Genomic DNA, 21,405 nt, shown 5'->3' with positions numbered 1-21,405 from the left:
ACTGGTTCCTGAAGTGCCCGGAGGTTCAGGAAAGGAAAGGGGCCTAGCTACTTCAGCTCCGGGCACATCTCCAGCACACCATGAGCAGACTCCGCGTGGGGGGATTTCGAGAATGAGAACGCAAAATTGCGCGAATTCCCAGCAGCGAATCCGCTTGGGGGAGGACGATTCTCCATAGTGGACGAAGCCCCCGCGACCGACGAACGGAGCGCGCTGTGTCAGATGGTCCTGCTTCATCAACCCTGCCCCGCCGCCAGCTGGGCCGTTACCTGCGCGATTGGCGCATTCAGGCAGGACTGACGATAGCCGAGGCCGCGAAACTCATGGAGTGGGGCGCGAGCACGCTGCAGCGCCTGGAGAAGGGCAACGCCGACCGCATCCGCACCATCGACGTCCAGGAGCTGTGCCGCATCTACGGAATCCCGGGCGAAATCGCGGACGGACTCAAGGGATTGGCGCAGCAGGCGGCCGTCAAGAGCTGGTGGCACTCCTACGGCGATCTCATTCCGGAGAACTTCGACGTCTACGTGGGTCTCGAGGCATCCGCGCAGCAGTTGTCCTGCTACCAATCGGAGTTGGTGCCGGGCCTGCTCCAGATCGCGGATTACGCCAGGGCCCTGAACCGGCTCGGCTATCCCGAAGACGGTGCCGCGGAGCTCGATCGGCGCGTCCAGCTGCGGTTGCAGCGGCAGGCCATGATCACCCGCCGGATGCAGCCGGCGACGGTCGCCATGGTGTTGCACGAATCGGTATTGCGCCGCTCAGTGGGAGGTGCAAGGGTGATGGCGGCGCAGGTGCGGCAGCTGGCGGACATCAGTACTCGTCCCAATGTCGGCTTGCGTATCCTGCCCTTCGCGGCCGGTGTCCCGCTGGGACTTTCGACCGGCCCGTTCGTGATCCTCGAATTCGGAACCGACGGCAAGGGGCAGCCGGTGGAGCCTCCCGTGGTCTATGTCGAGGGGTTCACCGGCGATCTGTATCTCGAAAGACAGGGCGATGTTCAGCGCTATCGCCGGGCGCTCGAGTGCCTGGAACGCTGCGCGCTGGACGTCCAGGACAGCAGAAACCTGCTGCGGCAGGTGGCGAAGGAGTATTCGGCATGAGCTTGGAGCTTTCCGGGGCACGCTGGTTCAAGAGCAGTCGCAGCGGCGCCGGTAAGGAGTGCGTAGAGGTGGCTTTCCTGTCCGACGGCCGGATCGGCGTGCGGGACAGTAAGAATCCGGACGGTCCGGCACTGGTGTTCGGTGCCGCGGAATGGGATTCGTTCACCGCCGGCCTGGGGAGAGACACCGGCGGGCACTGACGGTTGCCTGGGGGTTCACGGGAATTCCCGTGAACCCCTTCGTCACAGGATCGCAACCACTCCGATTGCGACCGCGGCGACCAGCACTCCGATGGCCAGCGCCGACATCAATGCTCCGGTGAGTACGTACACGCCCATCGCCGATACCGCGAAGAGCATCCCGACGATCAGTCGTTCCACCCAATCATCCGGACCCAATTTCCGGTACCGGGGACGGTAATTCTTCAGTCCTCGGTCCACAAAAGGTTGGATACCCATGCTTAGCCGCGGCAAACATGGGTTCGTTGCCGAACGGGTGCCGTTTCGTGATCTCAACCGGCTCTCGACCGAAAGCGTATGAAGGGTTTACCTTCGGAACAGCTTGTTGCCGAGCCAGACGATCGGGTCGTACTTGTGATCCACCACCCGTTCCTTCAGCGGGATCAGGGCATTGTCGGTGATCTTGATGTGTTCGGGACAAACCTCGGTGCAACATTTGGTGATATTGCAGTAGCCGAGACCCGCCTCGTCCTGGGCCAACTCGCGGCGATCCGCCACATCCAGTGGATGCATTTCGAGTTCGGCAATGCGCATCAGATAGCGCGGACCGGAGAACGAGACTTTGTTCTCCTCGTGGTCACGCACCACGTGACAGGTGTTCTGGCACAGGAAGCATTCGATGCACTTGCGGAATTCCTGCGACCTTTCGACATCCTGCTGCTGCATCCGGTACTCGCCCGGCTTCAGATCCACGGGCGGCGTGAAGGACGGGATCTCCCTGGCCTTCTTGTAGTTGAAGGACACATCGGTGACCAGATCCCGGATCACCGGGAAGGTACGCATCGGCGTGACCGTCACGACCTCCTCCGGGGTGAAGGTGGACATGCGCGTCATGCACAGCAGCCGCGGCCGCCCGTTCACCTCCGCCGAGCACGAACCGCACTTGCCCGCCTTGCAGTTCCAGCGCACCGCCAGATCCGGCGCCTGGGTGGCCTGCAGCCGGTGGATGATGTCGAGCACCACCTCACCCTCGTTCACCAGCACGGTGAAGTCCTGCAGCCCGCCGCCCTCGATATCGCCGCGCCACACCTTGAACTTCGCGTCGTAACCCATGGCTATTCCGCCTTTCCGTCGTGCAGCACCGCGAGATCGGCCGGTGTGTAGTACTTTTCGAGCTCGGCCGGATCGAACAGCCGCAGCAGGTCCTCGCGCATGGGCACCTGGGCCTCCTCGGTCACCGTCACCGACGGCACCGTGAAGCCGACCTCGTCCGGATCCACCCGGCACACCAGCAGCTTGTTACGCCAGTCCGGGTCCATGCCCGGATGGTCGTCGCGGGTGTGGCCGCCGCGACTTTCGGTGCGCAGCAGGGCCGCCTGCGCCACGCATTCACTGATGAGCAGCATATTGCGCAGATCCAGGGCCAGATGCCAGCCCGGGTTGAACTGCCGGTGCCCCTCGATGGTCACGGTGTCGTACCGGTCGCGCAGCTCCGACAGATGCTCGATGGCCCGCTTCAGCTCGTGTTCCTTGCGGATGATGCCGACCAGATCGTTCATGGTCTGCTGCAGATCCATGTGCAGCGTGTACGGATTCTCACCGGGCGCGTCCTGCGGCGAATCGAACGGCGCCTCCGCCGATTTCGCGGCGGTGGCCACATCCGCGTCGGAGATCTTGGGCCGCGCGGCCAGCTGCTCCACATAGGTGGCCGCACCGAGGCCCGCGCGCCGGCCGAAGACCAGCAGATCCGAGAGCGAGTTGCCGCCGAGCCGGTTGGACCCGTGCAGACCGCCCGCGCACTCACCGGCGGCGAAGAGCCCCGGGACCGACGCGGCCTGGTTGTCCGGGTCGACCTCGATACCGCCCATGACGTAGTGGCAGGTGGGCCCGACTTCCATGGGCTCCTTGGTGATATCCACATCGGCCAGCTCCAGGAACTGGTGATGCATGGACGGCAGCCGCTTCTTGATGGTCTCGGCGGGCAGGCGGGAGGCGATGTCGAGATACACGCCGCCGTGCTCGGTGCCGCGGCCCGCCTTCACTTCCTCGTTGATGGCGCGGGCCACCTCGTCACGGGGCAGCAGGTCGGGGGTGCGGCGCGCGGAGTCGTTGTCCTTCAACCACTGATCCGCCTCCTCGATGCTCTCGGCGTACTGGCCCTTGAACACCGGGGGGATGTAGTCGAACATGAACCGCTTGCCCTCGGAGTTCTTGAGCACTCCGCCGTCACCGCGCACGCCCTCGGTGACGAGGATGCCCTTCACGCTGGGCGGCCAGACCATCCCGGTCGGATGGAACTGCAGGAACTCCATATTGATGAGCGTCGCCCCGGCGCGCAGCGCCAGCGCGTGCCCGTCGCCGGTGTACTCCCACGAATTGGAGGTCACCTTGTAGGACTTGCCGACGCCACCGGTGGCGATGACGATCGCGGGCGTCTCGAAGAGCACGAAACGCCCGGTCTCGCGCCAGTACCCGAACGCGCCGGCGATCTTGTCGCCGTCCTTCAGCAGTTCGGTGATGGTGCATTCGGCGAACACCTTGATGCGCGCCTCGTAATCGCCGGTCGCCGCGAAATCCTCCTGCTGCAGCGACACGATCTTCTGCTGCATGGTGCGGATGATCTCCAGCCCCGTGCGGTCACCGACGTGCGCCAGGCGCGGGTAGGTGTGACCGCCGAAGTTGCGCTGGCTGATCCGGCCGTCCTTGGTCCGATCGAACAGCGCGCCATAGGTTTCCAGCTCCCAGACCCGGTCCGGAGCCTCCTGGGCGTGCAGTTCGGCCATGCGCCAGTTGTTGAGGAACTTGCCCCCGCGCATGGTGTCCTTGAAATGGACCTGCCAATTGTCCTTGTCATTGGCATTGCCCATGGCGGCCGCGCAGCCGCCCTCGGCCATGACGGTGTGCGCCTTGCCGAACAGGGACTTGCACACCACCGCCACCGACAGGCCGTGTTCACGGGCCTCGATGACCGCTCGCAGGCCGGCGCCACCGGCACCGATCACGACGACGTCGTACTTGTGCCGTTCGACTTCAGGCATGGAACCGAATACTCCTGTGGGACAAGTGGAATGGGGTCACCCGATGATCCGGGGATCGTTGATCGCGCCGCTCGAGACCAACATGACGTAGAAGTCGGTCAGCGTGAGCGTGCCCAGCGTGGTCCAGGCCAGCTGCATGTGCCGGGTGTTCAGCTTCGAGACCTGGGTCCAGAACCGGTACCGCACCGGATGCTTCGAGAAGTGCTTGAGCCGTCCGCCGGAGATGTGCCGGCAGGAGTGGCAGGACAGCGTGTACGCCCACAGCAGCAGCGCGTTCGCGGTGATGATGATGGTGCCGAGGCCGAGCCCGAAGCCACCGGGCGCGTGGAACGAGTCGACGGCGTCGATGGTGTTGATCACCGAGATGATGACCGCGACGTAGAAGAAGTAGCGGTGCGCGTTCTGGATGATCAGCGGAAGCCGGGTCTCGCCGGTGTATTTCGCGTGCGGCTCGGCCACCGCGCAGGCCGGCGGCGACATCCAGACCGACCGGTAGTAGGCCTTGCGGTAGTAGTAGCAGGTGAGCCGGAAGAGCAGCAGGAACGGCAGCACCAGGAAGCCCAGCGGGATCCACATGGGCAGATGGCCGAACCACTGCCCGAAGTGACTGGATCCCGAGACGCAGGAGGCGCTCAGGCACGGCGAGTAGAACGGCGTCAGATAGTGGTAGCTGTCGACCCAATATGCCGTTCGCACAAAGGATCTGATGGTCGCGTAGATCACGAACGCGCCCAGGCCGAGCACGGTGGCCGCCGGTGGCACCCACCACCGGTCGGTACGCAGCGTGCGCGCGGCTATGGCGGCGCGGCCCTTACCGAAAACTCCGGTGGTGCCCGATTCAGGAGCCTTGACTGGTGCGGCGCTCACTCTGACTTGCCTCGCTGCCCTACCCCGTGGAACGTCATCGTTACCTCCGGCATCGAATGTGATGGTGAGCACCTTACGACAGCGCAGCTATCGCCGGAGCCGTGTAGCGCGATTTCGTGATCCCGTGATTTGCGCCACATTTCCCGGATCCGGGCATGTTTCGCTCCGCCAGTGAATCAAGGGCTATCGACGCCGCAGTGGCCCGAAATCGGTTGTGCCGGCCCGTATTTTCGGGGGCGAATAAATTCCATCCGGAACCTATTGATCATGAACTGGGCGCTTGATATGTTGCCCCCGTCACAGTCGTTAGCTGATCGTGACCGTTTCGCTTTGGCGGCTTGGCAGTACGCGAAGCGAGACGACATGCGCACATAAGGAGATCCACCATGGGTTCTTTGAGTTCCCTGCTGTCCAGTCTCATACCGGCCCTCGGCTCCGCCGTAGCGGGCGACGGACTACTGGACACCTTCCTCGGTTCACTGGCGCACTTCCGCAAGTAGCCGGGCAAGACCGCAAGAAACACAAAGCAACACAAAGCAATTCGAAGGAGACACCATGGGATCGCTGTTCGACCTGCTCGGCAAGGGTAGCGGCAGCATCGGCGACGTCGGCACCAAGCTGGTGAACGCGCTGATCACCATCAGCGGCGGCACACCGGCCGCCGGCAAGTAACCCGGACCGAACACGAGTGGGGGCACGCCCGGATCCGGTGTGCCCCCTGCCGATCCCGCTATCCAGGCGCTCTCATGATTCCGAAGTTGTTGCACGGCAATATGTTCCGGGCAACGTTCCTCCTCGCGGCCGCATTGTGCTTCCTGACGGCGGCGCAGCCCCGCACCCTCGCCGCACCTGCCACCCTCGGCGACACCGGCAGGCTGGTCCGGCTCACCGTCCACTCCGCGGCCATGGACCGCGACATCACCCTGCAGATCCTGCGCCCGCGGGACACCCGGACCCCGGCCCCCACCCTGTATCTGCTGAACGGCGCGGGCGGCGGTGAAGACGAAGCGAGCTGGGTGGCACAGACCGACCTGCAGAACTTCTTCGCGGACAAGCACATCAACGTCGTCATCCCGATGGAAGGCGCGTTCAGTTATTACACCGACTGGCAGCAGCCCGACCCGGGCCTCGGCAAGACGCTCGGCAACAACGGCCGCAATATGTGGTCGACCTTCCTCACTCGTGAACTACCCCCGGTCATCGACCGGACCTACGGAACCAACGGCGTGAACGGCCTGGCGGGCATCTCCATGGCGGGCAGCTCGGTCCTCGATCTCGCCATGGAAGCACCGGCGCTCTACCGTTCGGTCGCTTCCTACAGTGGCTGCGCCATGACAAGTGATCCACTGGGACAAGCCTTCATGAACCTGGTGATCAGCATCGGAAACGGGAAGGCCCGGAACATGTGGGGCCCGCTCGACGGCGAGGCGTGGCGCGACCACGATGTGCTGCTGCACGCGGACCGGCTGCCGGACATCCCCATGTACATCTCCAGCGGCACCGGACTACCGGGCGCACACGACCGGATCGACGACCCGACCGTCCGGGACAACCCGCAGACCCTCGCCGATCAGATGCTGCTCGGCGGCGGCATCGAAGCCGCCGCCCACTACTGCACCACCCGGCTCGCCGAACGCACCCGCGAACTCGGGCGCACCGACATCACCTACAGCCTCGACGATCCGGGCACCCACTCCTGGGGTTACTGGCAGGACGAGCTGCACAAGTCATGGCCGATGTTCGAGAACGCGCTCGGCCTCGGCTGATTCGAGCGCCACACACAGCTGGTCGAAAGAGCGCAGCAGCAGTTCGCCGTAGTGCCGGGTCGACGGCATCATCGTCTTGTCCGCGCTGAACGCGATGATCAGCTCGTCCCCCTGTGACGTGGTCACCTGCCGCAGGCCGTCCCCGTCCATGATCGGCAGTGCGCCGAACGCGCAGATCATCGGCGCGCCCAGGAATTCCAGCCGCTCCGCCACCGGCGGCACATTGCTGACGGTGGTATTGGACAACGGCACCGTGTCCAGCTCGTCGAACACCCGCCGCGCCCGGGCCCAGCCCGCGAGCCGCAGCAGCCACGCCGGGGACGTCTGTACCCGCGACTCCCGGCCCTGCACCGCCTCATCGGCGCTGCGCTCCTTCTCCCGTCGCGCCGACTCCCGGATGGCGAGCAGCCGAGCCACCGGATCGGCCAGATCGGTATGCAGATCGACGGAGAGCTGCACCAACTGATTGGCCGAATCCCACTGCGCCACACCTCGCATGGAACGCGGCACCATGGCGGCCAGTGCCGACGGCGGAGTCTCTTCCAGCTCCGCCAGTAAGGTCCTGAGCGCGCCGGACACCACCGCCAGGATCAAGTCGTTGACCGTAACCCGTTCCGGGGCTGCCGCTTTGGCGCGCAGCACCGACGACAGTGGAATACGCACCAGATCGAAGCCGAACACCGGGTCGACGCGGCGATTGAAGCGGGTGGCGGGCCGGCAGGCCGGTGGTTCGTGAATCAGCCCCGCCGCGGCCCGTTTCCGCACCTCGACCGCCGCGAGACCGGTCCGGCGCAAGCCGATTGCGAAGCGCGCCAGCCGATACGGCTGTACGGCCACCGCCCGCGCGACCGCCCGCGGAGCCGACCATGCTCGGCCCGTATCCGCAGCACCTGCAGGGATTTCGGCGCCGGCGTCGAACAGCTTCGATTCCAGGGCGCGAGTGGCGACTCCGTCCCCCGCGCTGTGGTGGAACCGGACCACCACCAGGGTCGCGGTGTCCCCCGGTGCGCCGGGAACTCCGCGTACCCGGGCGAAGACATCGACGCGCCACGGCGGCCGATCGAGATCCATTCGCGCGGCGGCGATCTCCGCGATGCGCTCGCGCGCATCATCCCATGTCAGGCCGGGTTCGCTCGATGCCACGTGCCGGTCCAGAGCGAAGTCCCGGTCCGGCACCCAGTACGGCAGATCCAGATCCCAGGGCACGCGCGCCAGCCGCTGCCGAGAGCGAGGGAAGTGCCCGATGCGCGCCCGTACCCATGCGCGCACCGCATCGGACTCGGGTGGCGTCGCCTCCGGCGCGGTGGCGTCGAAAGCGTAGACGGCGACGATATTCGACGGATGCCGTTCGAATTCGTCATAGACGAAAACGGCGTCCCGCGGGGTCAATTGTTCGATGAGGCAAAGTCTAGCTACCGGTCGTTCGATAGGGCGCGACCCGGAGATTCAGTGACTTGCACCACATTTCACCCGCGACGGGCGGAGCGCGGAAAGCCGTTCACATTTCGTCACACGACAGCAACAACTCTGTGATGGCCTGTGTCCGAGCTATACCCCGCGGGGGAGCCGGTGATGAGGTTCGAAGGGAGCCGGTGATGAGGAGAGCCGCGATCGTGATGCCGGTGCGCACACCGATCGGCCTACCGGGCGGGCAACTGTCGACGGTGCCCCCGGACCGCCTGCTGGCCACCGTCATCCGCGCCGCCACCGAACGCAGCGGCCTCGACCCCGCCCGCATCGAAACCCTCGTCACCGCGGTCCCCGAACCCCACGCCGTCCGCGCCGCGGCCGCCCGCACCGGCGTCTCCCCCACCGCCGGCGAATTCCCCATCGGCGGTGGCCCCGGCGGCGGCCTGCGCGCCCTCATCACCGCCGCCATGATGATCCAATCCGGCGCCGCCGACATAGTCCTCGCCATCGGCGCCGAATACGCCTGCGCCACCACCGAATCCGACCGACCGGCGGTCCGCAGCCACCCGCCCGCCGATCCGCCGCCCGCCCAGCGCTTGCCGTTCCCGAGCGATCCGGCCCGGCCGCCGGCTCCCCCCGGCAATGCAGCTCAGCCCCGCCCCGGGATCGTGGCGGCGATGCTCGGCGCCGCCACATCGCCCCCGGTTTCCGCCCACGATGACCCCGCGGCCGAGTCCGCTGCGCGGTCCGTCGCCGTCGCCGACCCGCGTGAGGCGACGACCGTCGAGCAGGCCGCGGTACTCGCGGCGGCCGAGTCCAGTTTCGGCGCAGCGGAATTGGAGTACGCCGAGATGCTGGCGCAGCGGTACGGCATTTCGCGGGTGGCGGCCGACGAGTTCGCGGCGACCAGTCATCGGCGGGCGGCGCGGGCGCGACGGCAGGGGTTCTTCGGAGAGGAGACCGCGCCGGTGGTGTGCGCCGCGCCGGGCAGCGGGAATTCCGGTGCGGCCCAATTGGTCGATCGGGACGAGGGATTGCGCGACGACGTCTCGCCTCGCGCCTTCGCCCTGCTGCCGTCGCTGCGTCCGGACGGCATACTCACCGCGGGCAACAGCAGCGCCCGGGCCTTCGGCGCCTCGGCTTGCCTGATCGTGGCCGAGGATCGCCTGGCCGACCTCGGCCTCGCCCCCATGGGCTACCTGACCGGCTGGACCACCGCGACCGCGGAACCGGACGCCCCGGTGCCCGCCGTCACCTCGGCCATCGCCAAATCCCTGTGGCACACCGGATTCGACCTCGACGATCTGGATCTGCTGGCCGTCGACGAGCCGAGCGCCGTCGAGGTGCTGGCCCTGATGCGCGCACTCGGCTACGAGGACCCGGACGGTGAGCGCCTCAATGTGCACGGCGGCACCCTCGCGCTGGGTGATCCGGGCGGCGCCTCCGGCCTCTGCATGATCACCACCCTGCTGCACGAATTGGCCCGCAGCGCCGGCGGTTACGGCCTGGCCGCGACCTCGGCCGGTCCTGCCCGGGCCGTCTCGGTGATCGTCGAATCCGCCTATGTGGTCCCGATGGAGCAGGCCCCGCGCGGCGCCCGTTTCCACGGTGTCCGCGCTCGCCGCTCCGGTCGCCACCGCGCCTGATGCGCGCGACTCGGCCGCCAATGCGCGCTGCGACGTCGGCTCGGCCCGCCGGCGGCCCTGCGCGACCTGCCGGACCTCGACGCCATTGTCGAAGCCGCACGGCGTTGTGCCCCGAGCGCCGCTGAGAGCTCCCGGGGTCGGTTCTCTGCTTACTTGGTGCGGGGACGGGAGTGGAAGCCCAGTCCCTCGTCCTGCGCGCCCAGCCAGTCCTGTTCCTGGTGCTTGGCGTCCGGGACGTAGATGGTCTCCTGCTGCCGCTGGGTCACCACCTCAGCCGGCGGGGTGTGCTCGAACTCGTCGGCGTCGATGACGAGCCGTTCGAGATCGTTTTCCAAACGGCGGACCGTGTTGTCGTCCCCGTAGTGCGTACGCAGAGCGCCGACGCACTGCCGGAGCTGGCCGACCGCGTAGCGGAGTTCGGCAATCTCGCTGCGTGTCATCGAAACCTCCTCGAGCCGTGTGACAGACCACACATCGTGATCTACAACACAGTACGTGAAGACTGGCGATCCGTCTCGTCCGAAACGCAAATCCACAGGTAGCGGGCCTGTCCCGACCGCACGCCCGTGCCATTTTCGGGCCTCTGGACAAACACCCCGAAACCCCCAACCCGTACCGGGTACACCCGAAACGGGGTCCCTTTCTAGCCCGCGATGGCCAACTCCGGACCGCACTCCTCCGGCCCCCGCCCGGACCGGCTCGCGACCGCCCGATCGACCAGCGTCACGATGGCCGTCGCCACCTCCTCGGCGCGCTCCAGAATCACGCTGTGACCGGCCCCGTCCAGCCGCACCAGCTCGGCGTCGTCGAGCTGCGAGGCCAGCACCACCGAATGCGCGAACGGGATCATGATGTCCGCCGAACCGGCCAGCACCAGCGCCGGAATCGCACCCAGCTGGTGCAGCGTCGCGGTCTCGTCGAAACGGATCAGCGAGTGCAGGAAGCTGGCCATGGTGAGCAGCGGCGTCTCGTTGACCATGGCGGTGGCCACCGCCAGCACCCGCGGGCTCACCTTGCGGGTGCCCAGGGTGGCATCGCGCATGATGGGCTCGAAGATCCTGCGGCTGAAGTGTTTCGACGCCTGCATGGCCCGCGGCGCGCGCCGGATGGCCAGCTGCAGCGAACTCACCGCCGGCCCGCTGAGCAGCCGGCCCAGGCCCACCCGGGTCACCCCGTTGGCCGCCGCCGAGATGAGGCCGACGCCCACCACCCGGGTCCCGATCGTCTGCGGGAACAGGCGCGCGTAGGCGAGCACGGTCATGGCGCCCATCGAATGGCCCACCAGCACAATCGGACCCACCGGCACGACCGTGCGCAGCACGGCGTCGAGATCGTGCGCCAGCTGGTCGATGGTGTACGTGGCCGGATCGGCCGCACCCGAATCCCCGTGTCCCCGATGGTCGTAGAACACCATATGGGTGTCGTCGCCCCAGCGTTCCAGCAGATGCGTGCGCATGAAGGCCCAGGATTCGGTGCGCAGGCAATGCCCGTGCACGAAGACCACGGTGACCGGAGCCTCGGGCGTGCCGAACTCGCGGACCGCGATCGGGACGCCGTCGTCGGCCGAGACGGTGATGTGGCGGCCGTCGAACTCGGCCGCCGGGCGGTTGGCAGTGGACATGACGTGCTCCTGAAGAGTTCGCCTCTTGCCCGGTTGTCGATAGTGATTGCCGCCGCGTTAACCCGCTACACCAGGCGTTATGCACAAGTTGTGCAACTGTCGCCGATGATCGACCTACGGCTTGCCAGGCAAATCTACGAACTTCTCTGCATCTCGCTAGAGCCCGCTAGAGATTCCTGCCAACCAGCCTCGTCTGCGGTATCTACAGATTTCTAGCGAATTGAGTAGATATCTGTAGATAGGCCACGAGTGCAGCCCGGCCCACCTCGGCTCCCTATCTCGACCGAAGTCTGCCGCTCTCTAGCCGAATCGCTAGAAAGCGGCAGATTTCTATCTACTGCTCCCGTTAGGTGGTGGCCGCCGACTTGGTCGACGGGAGGAACGGGCGCAGCAGGTTCTGCTCCACCGAGGGACCGAACTGCCATTCGGAGATCCACGGACCGGTGCCCTCGCTCGGGTCGAGCGCACCACCCTCCAGCCACTTGTAGCGGCCGTCGAGGACGCCGCGGGTGAGGTCGGTGTCCGCGTCATCGGTATTGGCCCACAGGGATTCGAAGAGCTGCTCCACGCGCAGGCGGGACTGGCGGCAGAAGACGTCGGCCAGTTCCTCGGCCGCCACACCGTCCGGGTCGCCGGCCACGCGCAGCGACTGGGCGCGGACGCAGGCGGCCGCCATGGCGAAGAGTTCCGCGCCGATATCCACGATGCGGCCCAGGAAGCCCTGCTTGTACTCGAGCTTGGCCTGCCAGCGCGCCATGCCGTACATGAGCGCGCGGGCCTGCTTGCGCGACATCCGCTCGACGAAGCGCATATGCCTTGCCAGCGGGCCGAATTCGCCGAAGGCGACCGGGGCCGTGCCCACGCCCACCGCCAATTGCGGGAACCACTTGGCGTAGAAACCGCTCGCGCCGACCGCCGCCTTGGCCTTGTCCTTGAGTTCGGCATTGCGGTCGACCAGCGCGCCGGCCGCGGCCATGTGCGCATCCGCCATCTCGCGGGCGACGAGCAGCCGCATGATCTCGCTGGAGCCCTCGAAGATGCGGTTGATGCGCAGATCGCGCACCATTTGCTCGGCGCCGACGGCTCTTTCGCCGCGCGCCTGCAGCGAGGCCGCGGTCTCGTAACCGCGCCCGCCGCGGATCTGCACCAGTTCATCGGCGATCCGGCAGGCCATTTCGGAGGCCCAGAGCTTGGCCAGCGCCGCCTCGATACGAATGTCGTTGCGGTTCTCGTCGCACATGGTGGCGGACAGGTCCAGCACCGACTCCAGCGCGAAGGTCGAGGCGGCGATGAAGGAGATCTTCTCGGCCACCGCCGCGTGCTCACCGACCGGCCGGCCCCACTGCACACGGGTGCCCGACCATTCCCGGGCGATCTTGAGCGACCACTTGGCCGCCGCCGTGCACATGGCCGGGATGGCGAGCCGCCCGGCATTCAGGGTGGTGAGCGCGATCTTCAGCCCGTCGCCCTCGCGGCCGACCAGATTCCGCTTGGGCACCCGCACGTTGTACATGCGGGTGACGCCGTTCTCGATGCCGCGCAGGCCCATGAACGAATTACGGCGCTCCACAGTGATTCCCGGGCTGTCCGCCTCCACGATGAAGGCGGAGATGCCGCCGCGGTGCCCCTCGCTCTTCGGCACCCGGGCCATGACCACGAGCAGTTCGGCGACCACGCCATTGGTGGTCCACAGCTTCACGCCATTGATCTCGTAGGCCTCGCCGTCGGCGGTCGGGGTGGCGGTGGAGGCCATGCGGGCCGGGTCGGAGCCGACATCCGGCTCGGTGAGCAGGAAGGCGCTCACCGCGCCTTTCGCGCAGCGCGGCAGGAACTCTCGCTTCTGCTCCGGGGTGCCGGCCAGCTTGAGCGGTTCGGGGACGCCGATGGACTGGTGCGCCGAGAGCAGCACGCCGAGGCTGGCATGCGCCGAGCCGACCAGCATGAGGGCCCGGTTGTAGCCGACCTGGGAGAGGCCGACGCCGCCGTACTCCTCCGGGATCTTCAGGCCGAAGCAGCCGAGTTCGGCCAGCCCGCGTACGTATTCGTCCGGTATGCGACCTTCCGCCTCGATGCGCTGACCGTCGATGGTTTCGCAGAATGCCCGCAGCCGGGTCAGGTAGGCCTCGATCTTGGCCGAATCCGCGGCGCTGGGCTGCGGGAACGGATGGATGAGGTCCAGCCGGAACCGGCCGAGGAACATCTCCTTCGCGAAAGAGGGCTTGACCCAGGTGGTTTCGCGGGATTCTTCGACAAGCGCTCTCGCTTGTTCTTCGGTGGCATCGACTTTCGCGGCAGTCGCCATGATGTCCTCCTCGACCGTGATGAGAATCACATTCGAGTGTAGGAGTGTTTGTTACCCACCGGTAGGGGCTGGCAAAGATCGAAATGGCTTGTCGGGCAATGATCTTGGTTGTGTAGCTAGTGGCTGGTTACTGCACTCCGCGAAGATAACGACCGAAGTGTGGCACCGTGAATCCGATGGTTCCGCGCTCCGCCGAGTAGATCAGGCCCTTCTTGATCAGCCCGTCACGGGCGGGGGACAGTGATGCGGGCTTGCGGCCCAACTCATTTGCGACCGCAGACGTGGCCACCGGGCCGTCATCTCCGGACAAATCGGCCATCGCTCGCATATATTCACGCTCGGCCGGAGTAGCTCGCTCGTAGCGAGAGCCAAAGAAACCGACCGCTAGTTCCTCTTCGGCATGCGGCGCCGCCACCGCCACATCATCGGCCGAGATCGGGCTCTGCGCCGCCACATCCCAGGTCGCCTTCCCGTACGCCTGCACGAAATACGGGTAGCCGTCCGCCTTGCGGTAGAGCTCCTCCAGCGCCTCCTGGGTGAACTTCACGTCCTCCCGCTCGGCGGGCGCGAGCAGCGCCAGGTCGGCGGACTCCCGGTCCAGGCGATCGATGCGGTGATAGGAGAACAGGCGCTCCGAATAGCTCTTGGAGGCCGACAGCACCGCGGGCAGATGCGGCAGGCCCGCCCCCACCACGATCAAGGGCGCGGCGTCCTGGCTGAGTTCGTGGCAGGCCCCGCAGATGGCCGAAATGTCCGCTGCGCCCAGATCTTGCAGCTCATCGATGAAGAGGGCGATGCCCACGCCGGTGTCCCGCGCCAGCTGCGCGGCCTCCATGAGCAGCTCCACCAGATCGATCTCGATATCCCCGGAATCGGCGCGTCCGGTCACCGCGGGCACATCGATGCCCGGATTCCAGCGCTCCCGCATCCCCTTATCCGCGGTGGAGCGCAGCGCGAATGCCTTGAGAATGCCGAGGAAGTCGTCCGCCTGCTCCGGATTCCGGTGCTCCACCGCGATCGACCGCACCGCCATGTGCAGCGCCGAGGACAAGGGCCGGCGCAGCTCCTGATCCGGGCGCGCCTCCAGCTTGCCGGTGCCCCAGCCGCGCGAACGCGCCGCCGAGCGAAGCTGATTGAGCAGCACCGTCTTCCCCACGCCGCGCAGTCCGGTGAGCATGACGCTGCGTTCCGGCCGCCCGCGCGACACCCGCTCCAGCACGATGTCGAAGGCGTCCAGCTGGCGATCGCGGCCCGCGAGTTCGGGCGGCCGCTGGCCGGCGCCGGGCGCGTAGGGATTCCTGACCGGGTCCATGCCGCCCAACCGTAGCGTGCGAACGCCGGATCCGAAGGGGAAGAATCCGGGATTATCCGGGCGTCTACCGGGAGAAGTAGATACAGCTATCGATAGGCATACGCGACCGATTGCGTTCGCACCCCCAGGGTCTGTTCGCTTCTCTACCCTTATGCGTGGTTCGCGAAGGATCCAGCGCAGGAGGGTTCATGACGGAAGAAACAGTGCCCACCGTCGCGGAGGTGGTGGAGTCCTGGAACGTACCCGCCGAGGCGACCGTCGCGGCGCGCATCCGGAAGAACATCCTGGTCGCCATCGAACGCGGCTACGACGATCCGCAACTGGTCGCCGATCTCGCGGTGGGCCCGCTCGTCATGGCGCTCGGTCAGCTCGAGGTCGAACTGGCGGACGCGCGCCGGCGCATCGAGGATCTCGAACGAGTGCTCGGGGATGGCTAGATAACGGTCAATTCGATCAGGTATATCGAGCCGTGATCCAGGGCGCTGAACGGGATTTCGAGCATCCACCTGGGGAAATTGCATAGGTCACAACACACCCGTGCGTTGGGGTGGACAACACACATCGCTAGCCGTAATCTTCTCGTGACTTAGCGGAGTCTGTCGCTTCATCGGAGAGGCGGCCCGCGACGTTACCGCCCAATCGAGTGAGAGCAACAATCTCTCACTCGAGCCGGGGACCCAATCCAGTTCGGGGTGAATCTCCTTACGGCCAACCGCCGTTGGAGTAGGGCCTACTTCCGGGCCCGAACCCGTCAGCTAACTCGGTCGGCGGTCAGAGTAGGAAGATCGGAGATGCGGCTCGGTGGGTAGGCACAGCTTGCAGCGGGAATCCCGGCTGCCGAATTCTGTCAAGGGCGCCATTGTCATGGGCGCCATGGCGGCAACGACTACAGGCGCGTTCCCGGCGATCACCGCCGCCGCTGCCACGGTCGACATCCCGGGCATCGGAAACTTCGATGTGCCGGATCAGTTCGCACCCCAGGTGCAGCAGTTCAACGAGACGGTCAAGAACGTCCAGAACGCCGTCCCCGGCGCCGGCGTTCAGGTGGGCCAGCCCGCCAACCCCGCGCCCCTGCTGCCGCAGCTCGGCCAGTCGCCGTTCCCCAATCTCTTCCCCGCCCCGCAGCACCAGAGCCCGGGTGACGTCGCCCTGCAGGCCGCGCAGACCAAGATCGGCTCCGAGTACGTCTGGGGGGCCACCGGCCCGTACAGCTTCGACTGCTCCGGTCTCGTCCAGTGGGCCTACAAGCAGGCCGGAGTTCAGCTGCCGCGCACCAGCTTCGAGCAGTCCAACGTCGGCATGCCGGTCGCCTACCAGGACCTGCAGCCCGGCGATATCGTCATCACCAACGGCGGCGGCCACGCCGGCATCTACGCCGGCGACGGCAAGCTGCTGAACGCCCCGCAGAGCGGCGAGACCGTCTCCTACGCGACCCTGCGTCCGAGCGAAGTCGTCACCGCCCGCCGCATCAACGCCTAGGTACCCACCCACCTACGTAGGTACCCACCGCGTCGCGCCGACACCGTATGGTGGCGTGGTGACGCCAGCTCCAGCGAGCACCGGATTTTCCGAAACGGCCCAGGCCCGAGTCGATTCTTGGACCTGGGCCGTCCGGCTGTTCAAAACCAGGTCGGCCGCCGCAACCGCCTGCCGCGCAGGCCATGTGCGCGTGAACGGGGTCCCCGTGAAACCCGCGCACACCCTGAAACCCGGTGACGAGATCCGCGTCCGGGTCAATGGCCTGGAACGCATCGTCATCGTCGAGCGGCTCATCACCAAGCGGGTGGGCGCGGCCGTCGTGAGCCAGGTGCTGATCGACAAGAGCCCGCCGCCACCCGATCCCGGTCTGGTCGCCGCCCTGCCCCGCCGCGACCGCGGTTCCGGCCGTCCCACCAAACGCGAACGGCGCGAAACGGATCGGCTCCTCGGCCGTGCCGAGGACTAGCCTGCCGAGGTCAGGGGCTAACTCGGCGGCTTCGGGCTCGGCGGGCCGGGTTCGGTCGCGCCATTGCTCCCCGCCGCCGTAGGCGCCGCGGGGATACCGCGCGCCGCCCACGCCGTGGCGGCCACCGTGATGAGGGCACCGAGCATGAGGGCCGACGCCTCACCGGGTTTCAGCACATGCAATTGGGTGCCGACCGTGACCGCCGCGACCGGCACGCCGATCTGCGCGGAAGCCATGACCCCGAAGGGAATCGGCTGCCCCGACAGGCGCATGAGCGCATGCGCCAGCACCGCGGCGCCGCCCAGCGCCAGCCCGAGGATGATCAGGTGCGGCTGCTGCCCGAACTCGCGCAGGTTCAAGCGCGCACCCAGCCAGACGAAGAACAACGGCGCCAGGAAACCGTCACTGATGCCGAACAATTGCCGCGCCACTCGCCGCGGCTCGCCGACGGCCGCCACCGCCAGCCCGAGTGCGAAGCCGGCCAGCATGATCGACACCTGACTGCGCGTCGCCAACGCGCCCAGCAGGAACAACAGCGCCAGGCTGACCCGCAACTCCAGCGCGAACTGCCGATCCTCCGAGATCTTGTGCATCCGATGCCGGATCCCCGACATCTCCAGATAGCGCAGCACGAAATAGACCACCACCGCGGCCGCGGCCACCGCGAGCGCGCCCAGCGCGGCCCGCCCGGCATGACTCGGATCGATCATCAGGGGCAGCGCCACCACGCACGCGGCGTCCGCGATGGCGACCTGAGCGGTCAACTCCAGCACCGGTTTCCCGGTCAGCCCCTGCGAGTCGATGACCGGCAGCACCAGCGCCGCCGACGACGACGCGATGAGCACCGCGTACATCGCCCCATGACCCATGCCGAAGAAATCGGACACCAGCGGACCCAGCACGGCCGCCGCCACCCCGACCAGCACCGCCCGCAGCGCACCCGTGCCCAGCGCCGACCGGATGGCCGCGTTCCGCACCGGCACATGCGTTCCGGCCACGAACATGACCACCGCGAAACCGATGTTCGCCAGAAACGCGAAGGTGGGTTCGGCCGGATCCAGCACCCCGAATCCGGTGGTGCCGAACACGATTCCGGCCGCCAGTTCGCCCAGGATTACCGGCAGATGCCAGGACTGCCGCCAGGCCAGCAGCGGCCCGGCCAGCCCGAGGACGGTGATGAGGGCGAGGGTTTGGAAGGTCATGGGCTCACGATCATGGCAGGTCGGCGATCTTCACCGGGATCTCGATATTCTCGTCCGTGTAGTAGATGGCACAGACGCGGTGATAGCCGTCGGCGATCTGCATGGGCACGCCCTTGCGGAAGTTGCCACGCACCAGCAGGATCGGCGACAGCGCGGTCCCGGCGATGATCTTCTGCAGATCGGTGCGCACCCACTGATTGGTGGGCGGCAGCAACTCCAGCTGGGAGGCTCGCAGAATATCCTTGGCCTTCTTGTGCGTCAGCTTCGCCTTCCGCAGGCCGGCGACCACCCTCTCGATGACATCCGGCTCGGCCAGCATCTCCAGATAGTCCGCTGCCGCCGGATAGTCGTGCTCGTCCGGCTCTTTCTTCCATTTGACCGTCACGGTCGATTCCGCCATGGAGTCATCATTCCGTCCGGTCGGTGGCGGTGTGGCCCGACACGCGGATTTTCAGGCCGCCGGCCCGACCTCCCACTCCACGCACACCACCCGCCGATCCCGCTGCGCCGCCGCCAGTTCGCGCACCGCGTCGTGCGCGACCTGCCAGGTGGGGCTGGGCACCGGGGCGGTGAGCAGCACCGTGAAATCCGTCGGATCGGCCGCGGTGAGCGCCAGCAGATCGGCGGCGGCGCTCAGCGGCGGCTCGCACGCCGCGTGCACGATGCCCCGGATCGGTGACCCGCACTCGCGGATATCGTGCAGTGCCGTGGCCAGATCCGCCCGATCGGCAATATCGCAGCGCACCACCACGATCCGATCCTCCATACCGTCCAGTGGGGCGGGCAGCGCCTGCGGATCCGGGGTCAGCACCACCACATCCAGCGCCCCGGCCGCCAGCAGCCAGCGCACCGCCACCACGCCCTGCGGGCTCAACCCGTCCGCCACCACATAGGTGTCCTCCGGTCGCACCTTCACCGCCGGGAACACCGGGGCGAGCGCCGGCTCGGAATCGGCCTGCCCGCCAGCGGAATACCGCTCACCGGGCGCCCCGCGCGGCCGCCGCCACTGCCGCCGCGGCGGCGCCGTCGTATGCGGCCCGAGCGCCGTCCAATCGACGAAACGCCCCTCCAGATACAACCCCGCCACCGCCGTCAGAAAGGCCGTGGCCTCATCCTCCTGGGCGGCCGCGGCATACGCGGACTCCCGCAGCGTGACCTGTTCCCGCACGGCCGCCGCGTGCACCGGATGCGGCGAGACCTCCACCACCGTCGAAATCCCTTCGCGCGCCGCCTGTTCCAGCGCCCCGGCCAATTCGACCGCGCCCGCCGCATTCTCGCCCCAATACTCCGCGTCCATCCGCACGCTCGCCTCGATCGGACCGGACGGCTGCACAGCTCCGCCCGTTCCGGCGGCGGCAGGGTGCGGCAGGCGGATGCTCGCGCCGCGATAGGTGGTGGAGTAGACGGTGATCTCGGGAGTGCGGGGAACGAGATCGGCAAGGTCGGTGATCAGTTGAGGTACCAGGCTTCTGGCGCGCGGTAGATGATGGGGAGCCGGTCCCGGCGCCCGCTGCGCGAAGATGGCCCGCCGATGCGCGCGGCGGATGAGGGCCTCGACATACCGGGGTTCACCCGAGACGGTGATCGACGTGGGCCCGTCGACCGCGGCCACGGCGACGGACGCCCGCATCGGCTCCACCAGCCGCATGGCCTCGGCGGGCGTCGCCTCCAGCACGGCCGCCGCGGCCTCGGTCCCGGCCGCATCGAGGAGCCTGCCCCGAGCCACCGCCACCCGCGCACCATCCCCCAGCGACAGCACCCCGGCGACCACCGCGGCCGCGACCTCCCCGGCCCCGTACCCGGCCACCGCATCCGGGCGAATACCCCAGGAGTCCAGCAGTTCCGCCAATGCCACCTGATACGCGAACAGCGCGGAATGCGCGAATACCGCCCCGCCGGAATCGTTTCCGAAACCGGTGCGCGGCGTCCACACCCGCGGCCCGCCCGCCTCCACCACCGCATCGGCGACCGCGGTCACCACGGCCCCGAAAACCGGGTATCGCGCCGCCAGCGCCCGCCCCATCCGCGCATGCCCCCCGCCTCCCGAAAAGAGCAGCAGTACCCCGCCCGCCCGGCGCGCCGGCGCCGGTCCGAGCACGGTATCGGAGGTTTGCGGCCCGCCCGGCACCGTATCGGCGAGCAGCCGCGGCGTGACGGCGCGGGGCGCGGCCGTCTCCATATGCCGTGCCAGCGCGCGCAACTGATCGCCGGCGTCGGCGATATCGTCCGCCAGTACCGCCGCCCGCACCGCCTCCGGCGCCAATCGCGCGGCGGCCGCGCCGAATTCGCGCAGGGTGCGGTAGGAGGTGACCGCCGTCGCCCAGCGCAGCGCCAGATTGTGCACGGCCGCCGCATCCCGGCCGCTGATCGGGATGAGCACCGGTGGCTCCTCGCCGCGCTCGTGCCGGGGAATCGCGGCGGCGTCCCGCAGCGAGATATGCGCCGAGCTCCGGGTTTCGGTGAATTCGATACCATCCAGGCCGATTTCCGCGTAACGGCGGGTGCGGGTGCGTCGTGCATCGGCCGTGCGTTGCAGCACCAGCACCGTGCACACACTGTCCCCCGCCAGGCCGACGGGCACCTGGAGGTCCGAAATGTCCGGTAGCAGAGCGAGATCCACGCCGCCCGCGATCACGAACGGCACCGTCTCATCGGCGAGCAGCCGCACACCCATGTCCACCGCCACCAGCGGCGAGGTCCGATCGCTGTCCACCATCAGGCTGGGCCCGCGCAATTCCAGCGCCCGCGACAACTGGTGTGCGCTGTTCACACTCCCGCCCACCCCGAACACCACCGCCGCTCCGGACCCGCGCGCCACGCACCCCAGCCCCGAATCGTCCAGGGCCTCCACCGCCACTTCGAGATTCGCGCGCTGCCGCCCACTCATCCCCGCAGCCTCGAGCCCGCCGATCCCGAACCACTCGTGATCGAAATCCGCACCGGTCACCCGGCACCCGATTCCCACGATCGACACCGCCGGCAGCCCGGCCGCCGCGCTCATCGGACCGACCCGT

At 67.5% G+C, this 21,405-nt stretch carries 19 protein-coding genes and 1 riboswitch; of the genes, 7 read left to right on the top strand and 12 right to left on the bottom strand.

Annotation, left to right across the window (positions count from 1 at the left end; translation table 11 throughout):
* Positions 1-215: 215 nt before the first annotated feature.
* Positions 216-1,103 (top strand): helix-turn-helix domain-containing protein, encoded by an 888-nt coding sequence (locus ACIP5Y_RS46615; protein WP_400360239.1) that lies wholly within the window; start codon positions 216-218, stop codon positions 1,101-1,103.
* Complete coding sequence (locus tag ACIP5Y_RS46610) at positions 1,100-1,303, top strand: DUF397 domain-containing protein (protein WP_400360238.1); 204 nt, start codon at positions 1,100-1,102, stop codon at positions 1,301-1,303. Before ACIP5Y_RS46615 ends, ACIP5Y_RS46610 begins: the two co-directional genes overlap by 4 nt.
* A 42-nt stretch (positions 1,304-1,345) precedes the next feature.
* Here ACIP5Y_RS46610 and ACIP5Y_RS46605 read toward each other — a convergent pair whose 3' ends face one another.
* The 4 genes from ACIP5Y_RS46605 to ACIP5Y_RS46590 form a co-directional block, all read right to left on the bottom strand.
* Entirely contained in the window at positions 1,346-1,483 is a 138-nt protein-coding gene (locus ACIP5Y_RS46605) for a hypothetical protein (protein ID WP_397007779.1), read from the bottom strand.
* Positions 1,484-1,648: 165 nt separating this feature from the next.
* A complete protein-coding gene (locus ACIP5Y_RS46600) occupies positions 1,649-2,395 on the bottom strand; it encodes a succinate dehydrogenase/fumarate reductase iron-sulfur subunit (RefSeq protein ID WP_400360237.1) in 747 nt (248 codons plus the stop codon).
* 2 nt (positions 2,396-2,397) lie between these two features.
* Positions 2,398-4,320 carry a fumarate reductase/succinate dehydrogenase flavoprotein subunit gene (locus tag ACIP5Y_RS46595; protein WP_400360236.1) on the bottom strand — a complete coding sequence of 641 codons (1,923 nt, stop codon included), beginning with the start codon at positions 4,318-4,320 and terminating at the stop codon, positions 2,398-2,400.
* Positions 4,321-4,356: 36 nt separating this feature from the next.
* Positions 4,357-5,187 carry a hypothetical protein gene (locus tag ACIP5Y_RS46590; protein ID WP_400360235.1) on the bottom strand — a complete coding sequence of 277 codons (831 nt, stop codon included), beginning with the start codon at positions 5,185-5,187 and terminating at the stop codon, positions 4,357-4,359.
* A 746-nt stretch (positions 5,188-5,933) separates the two neighbouring features.
* Between ACIP5Y_RS46590 and ACIP5Y_RS46585 the strand changes: the two genes are divergently transcribed.
* A complete protein-coding gene (locus ACIP5Y_RS46585; protein ID WP_400360234.1) occupies positions 5,934-6,953 on the top strand; it encodes an alpha/beta hydrolase in 1,020 nt (339 codons plus the stop codon).
* Here ACIP5Y_RS46585 and ACIP5Y_RS46580 read toward each other — a convergent pair.
* Positions 6,915-8,342, bottom strand: coding sequence for a wax ester/triacylglycerol synthase domain-containing protein (locus tag ACIP5Y_RS46580; RefSeq protein ID WP_400360233.1), 1,428 nt, complete (start codon positions 8,340-8,342; stop codon positions 6,915-6,917). The two genes, ACIP5Y_RS46585 and ACIP5Y_RS46580, sit on opposite strands and share 39 nt — an antisense overlap.
* Positions 8,343-8,548: 206 nt before the next feature.
* Here ACIP5Y_RS46580 and ACIP5Y_RS46575 point away from each other — a divergent pair, with 206 nt between their 5' ends.
* Positions 8,549-10,009 carry a hypothetical protein gene (locus ACIP5Y_RS46575; protein WP_400360232.1) on the top strand — a complete coding sequence of 487 codons (1,461 nt, stop codon included), beginning with the start codon at positions 8,549-8,551 and terminating at the stop codon, positions 10,007-10,009.
* A 149-nt stretch (positions 10,010-10,158) separates the two neighbouring features.
* Here ACIP5Y_RS46575 and ACIP5Y_RS46570 read toward each other — a convergent pair whose 3' ends face one another.
* The 4 genes from ACIP5Y_RS46570 to ACIP5Y_RS46555 all read right to left on the bottom strand — a co-directional run bounded on the left by ACIP5Y_RS46570 (position 10,159) and on the right by ACIP5Y_RS46555 (position 15,244).
* Complete coding sequence (locus tag ACIP5Y_RS46570; RefSeq protein WP_400360231.1) at positions 10,159-10,449, bottom strand: hypothetical protein; 291 nt, start codon at positions 10,447-10,449, stop codon at positions 10,159-10,161.
* Between the two features lie 203 nt (positions 10,450-10,652).
* A complete protein-coding gene (locus ACIP5Y_RS46565) occupies positions 10,653-11,630 on the bottom strand; it encodes an alpha/beta fold hydrolase (RefSeq protein ID WP_400360230.1) in 978 nt (325 codons plus the stop codon).
* A 346-nt stretch (positions 11,631-11,976) separates the two neighbouring features.
* Positions 11,977-13,932, bottom strand: a complete 1,956-nt coding sequence (locus tag ACIP5Y_RS46560) for an acyl-CoA dehydrogenase family protein (protein WP_400360303.1) — start codon at positions 13,930-13,932, stop codon at positions 11,977-11,979.
* A 127-nt stretch (positions 13,933-14,059) separates the two neighbouring features.
* On the bottom strand, positions 14,060-15,244 hold the full coding sequence (locus ACIP5Y_RS46555) for an AAA family ATPase (RefSeq protein WP_400360229.1): 1,185 nt from the start codon (positions 15,242-15,244) through the stop codon (positions 14,060-14,062).
* A gap of 188 nt (positions 15,245-15,432) precedes the next feature.
* Between ACIP5Y_RS46555 and ACIP5Y_RS46550 the strand changes: the two genes are divergently transcribed.
* The 3 genes from ACIP5Y_RS46550 to ACIP5Y_RS46540 all read left to right on the top strand — a co-directional run bounded on the left by ACIP5Y_RS46550 (position 15,433) and on the right by ACIP5Y_RS46540 (position 17,189).
* A complete protein-coding gene (locus ACIP5Y_RS46550; protein ID WP_400360228.1) occupies positions 15,433-15,681 on the top strand; it encodes a hypothetical protein in 249 nt (82 codons plus the stop codon).
* 185 nt (positions 15,682-15,866) lie between these two features.
* Positions 15,867-16,029: riboswitch (cyclic di-AMP (ydaO/yuaA leader) on the top strand.
* A 16-nt stretch (positions 16,030-16,045) separates the two neighbouring features.
* On the top strand, positions 16,046-16,723 hold the full coding sequence (locus ACIP5Y_RS46545; RefSeq protein WP_400360227.1) for a C40 family peptidase: 678 nt from the start codon (positions 16,046-16,048) through the stop codon (positions 16,721-16,723).
* Positions 16,724-16,778: 55 nt separating this feature from the next.
* Positions 16,779-17,189, top strand: a complete 411-nt coding sequence (locus tag ACIP5Y_RS46540) for an RNA-binding S4 domain-containing protein (RefSeq protein ID WP_400360226.1) — start codon at positions 16,779-16,781, stop codon at positions 17,187-17,189.
* 17 nt (positions 17,190-17,206) lie between these two features.
* Here the strand turns inward: ACIP5Y_RS46540 and ACIP5Y_RS46535 are convergent, their stop codons facing one another.
* Genes ACIP5Y_RS46535 through ACIP5Y_RS46525 form a run of 3 tightly spaced genes read right to left on the bottom strand, consistent with a single transcriptional unit; the run spans position 17,207 to position 21,392 of the window.
* The gene (locus ACIP5Y_RS46535) at positions 17,207-18,391 is read right to left on the bottom strand and encodes a cation:proton antiporter (protein WP_400360225.1); all 1,185 of its coding nucleotides are present in this window, start codon (positions 18,389-18,391) and stop codon (positions 17,207-17,209) included.
* Between the two features lie 10 nt (positions 18,392-18,401).
* Positions 18,402-18,791 (bottom strand): hypothetical protein, encoded by a 390-nt coding sequence (locus tag ACIP5Y_RS46530; protein WP_400360224.1) that lies wholly within the window; start codon positions 18,789-18,791, stop codon positions 18,402-18,404.
* 51 nt (positions 18,792-18,842) lie between these two features.
* Positions 18,843-21,392, bottom strand: a complete 2,550-nt coding sequence (locus tag ACIP5Y_RS46525; protein ID WP_400360223.1) for an acyltransferase domain-containing protein — start codon at positions 21,390-21,392, stop codon at positions 18,843-18,845.
* Between the last annotated feature and the right edge of the window lie 13 nt (positions 21,393-21,405).

The organism is Nocardia sp. NPDC088792 (genome assembly GCF_044750615.1).
In the GTDB taxonomy this organism is placed as follows: Bacteria; Actinomycetota; Actinomycetes; order Mycobacteriales; family Mycobacteriaceae; genus Nocardia.
Note: the sequence above shows the minus strand (reverse complement) of the source record. Positions and strands in the feature narration are given on the sequence as shown.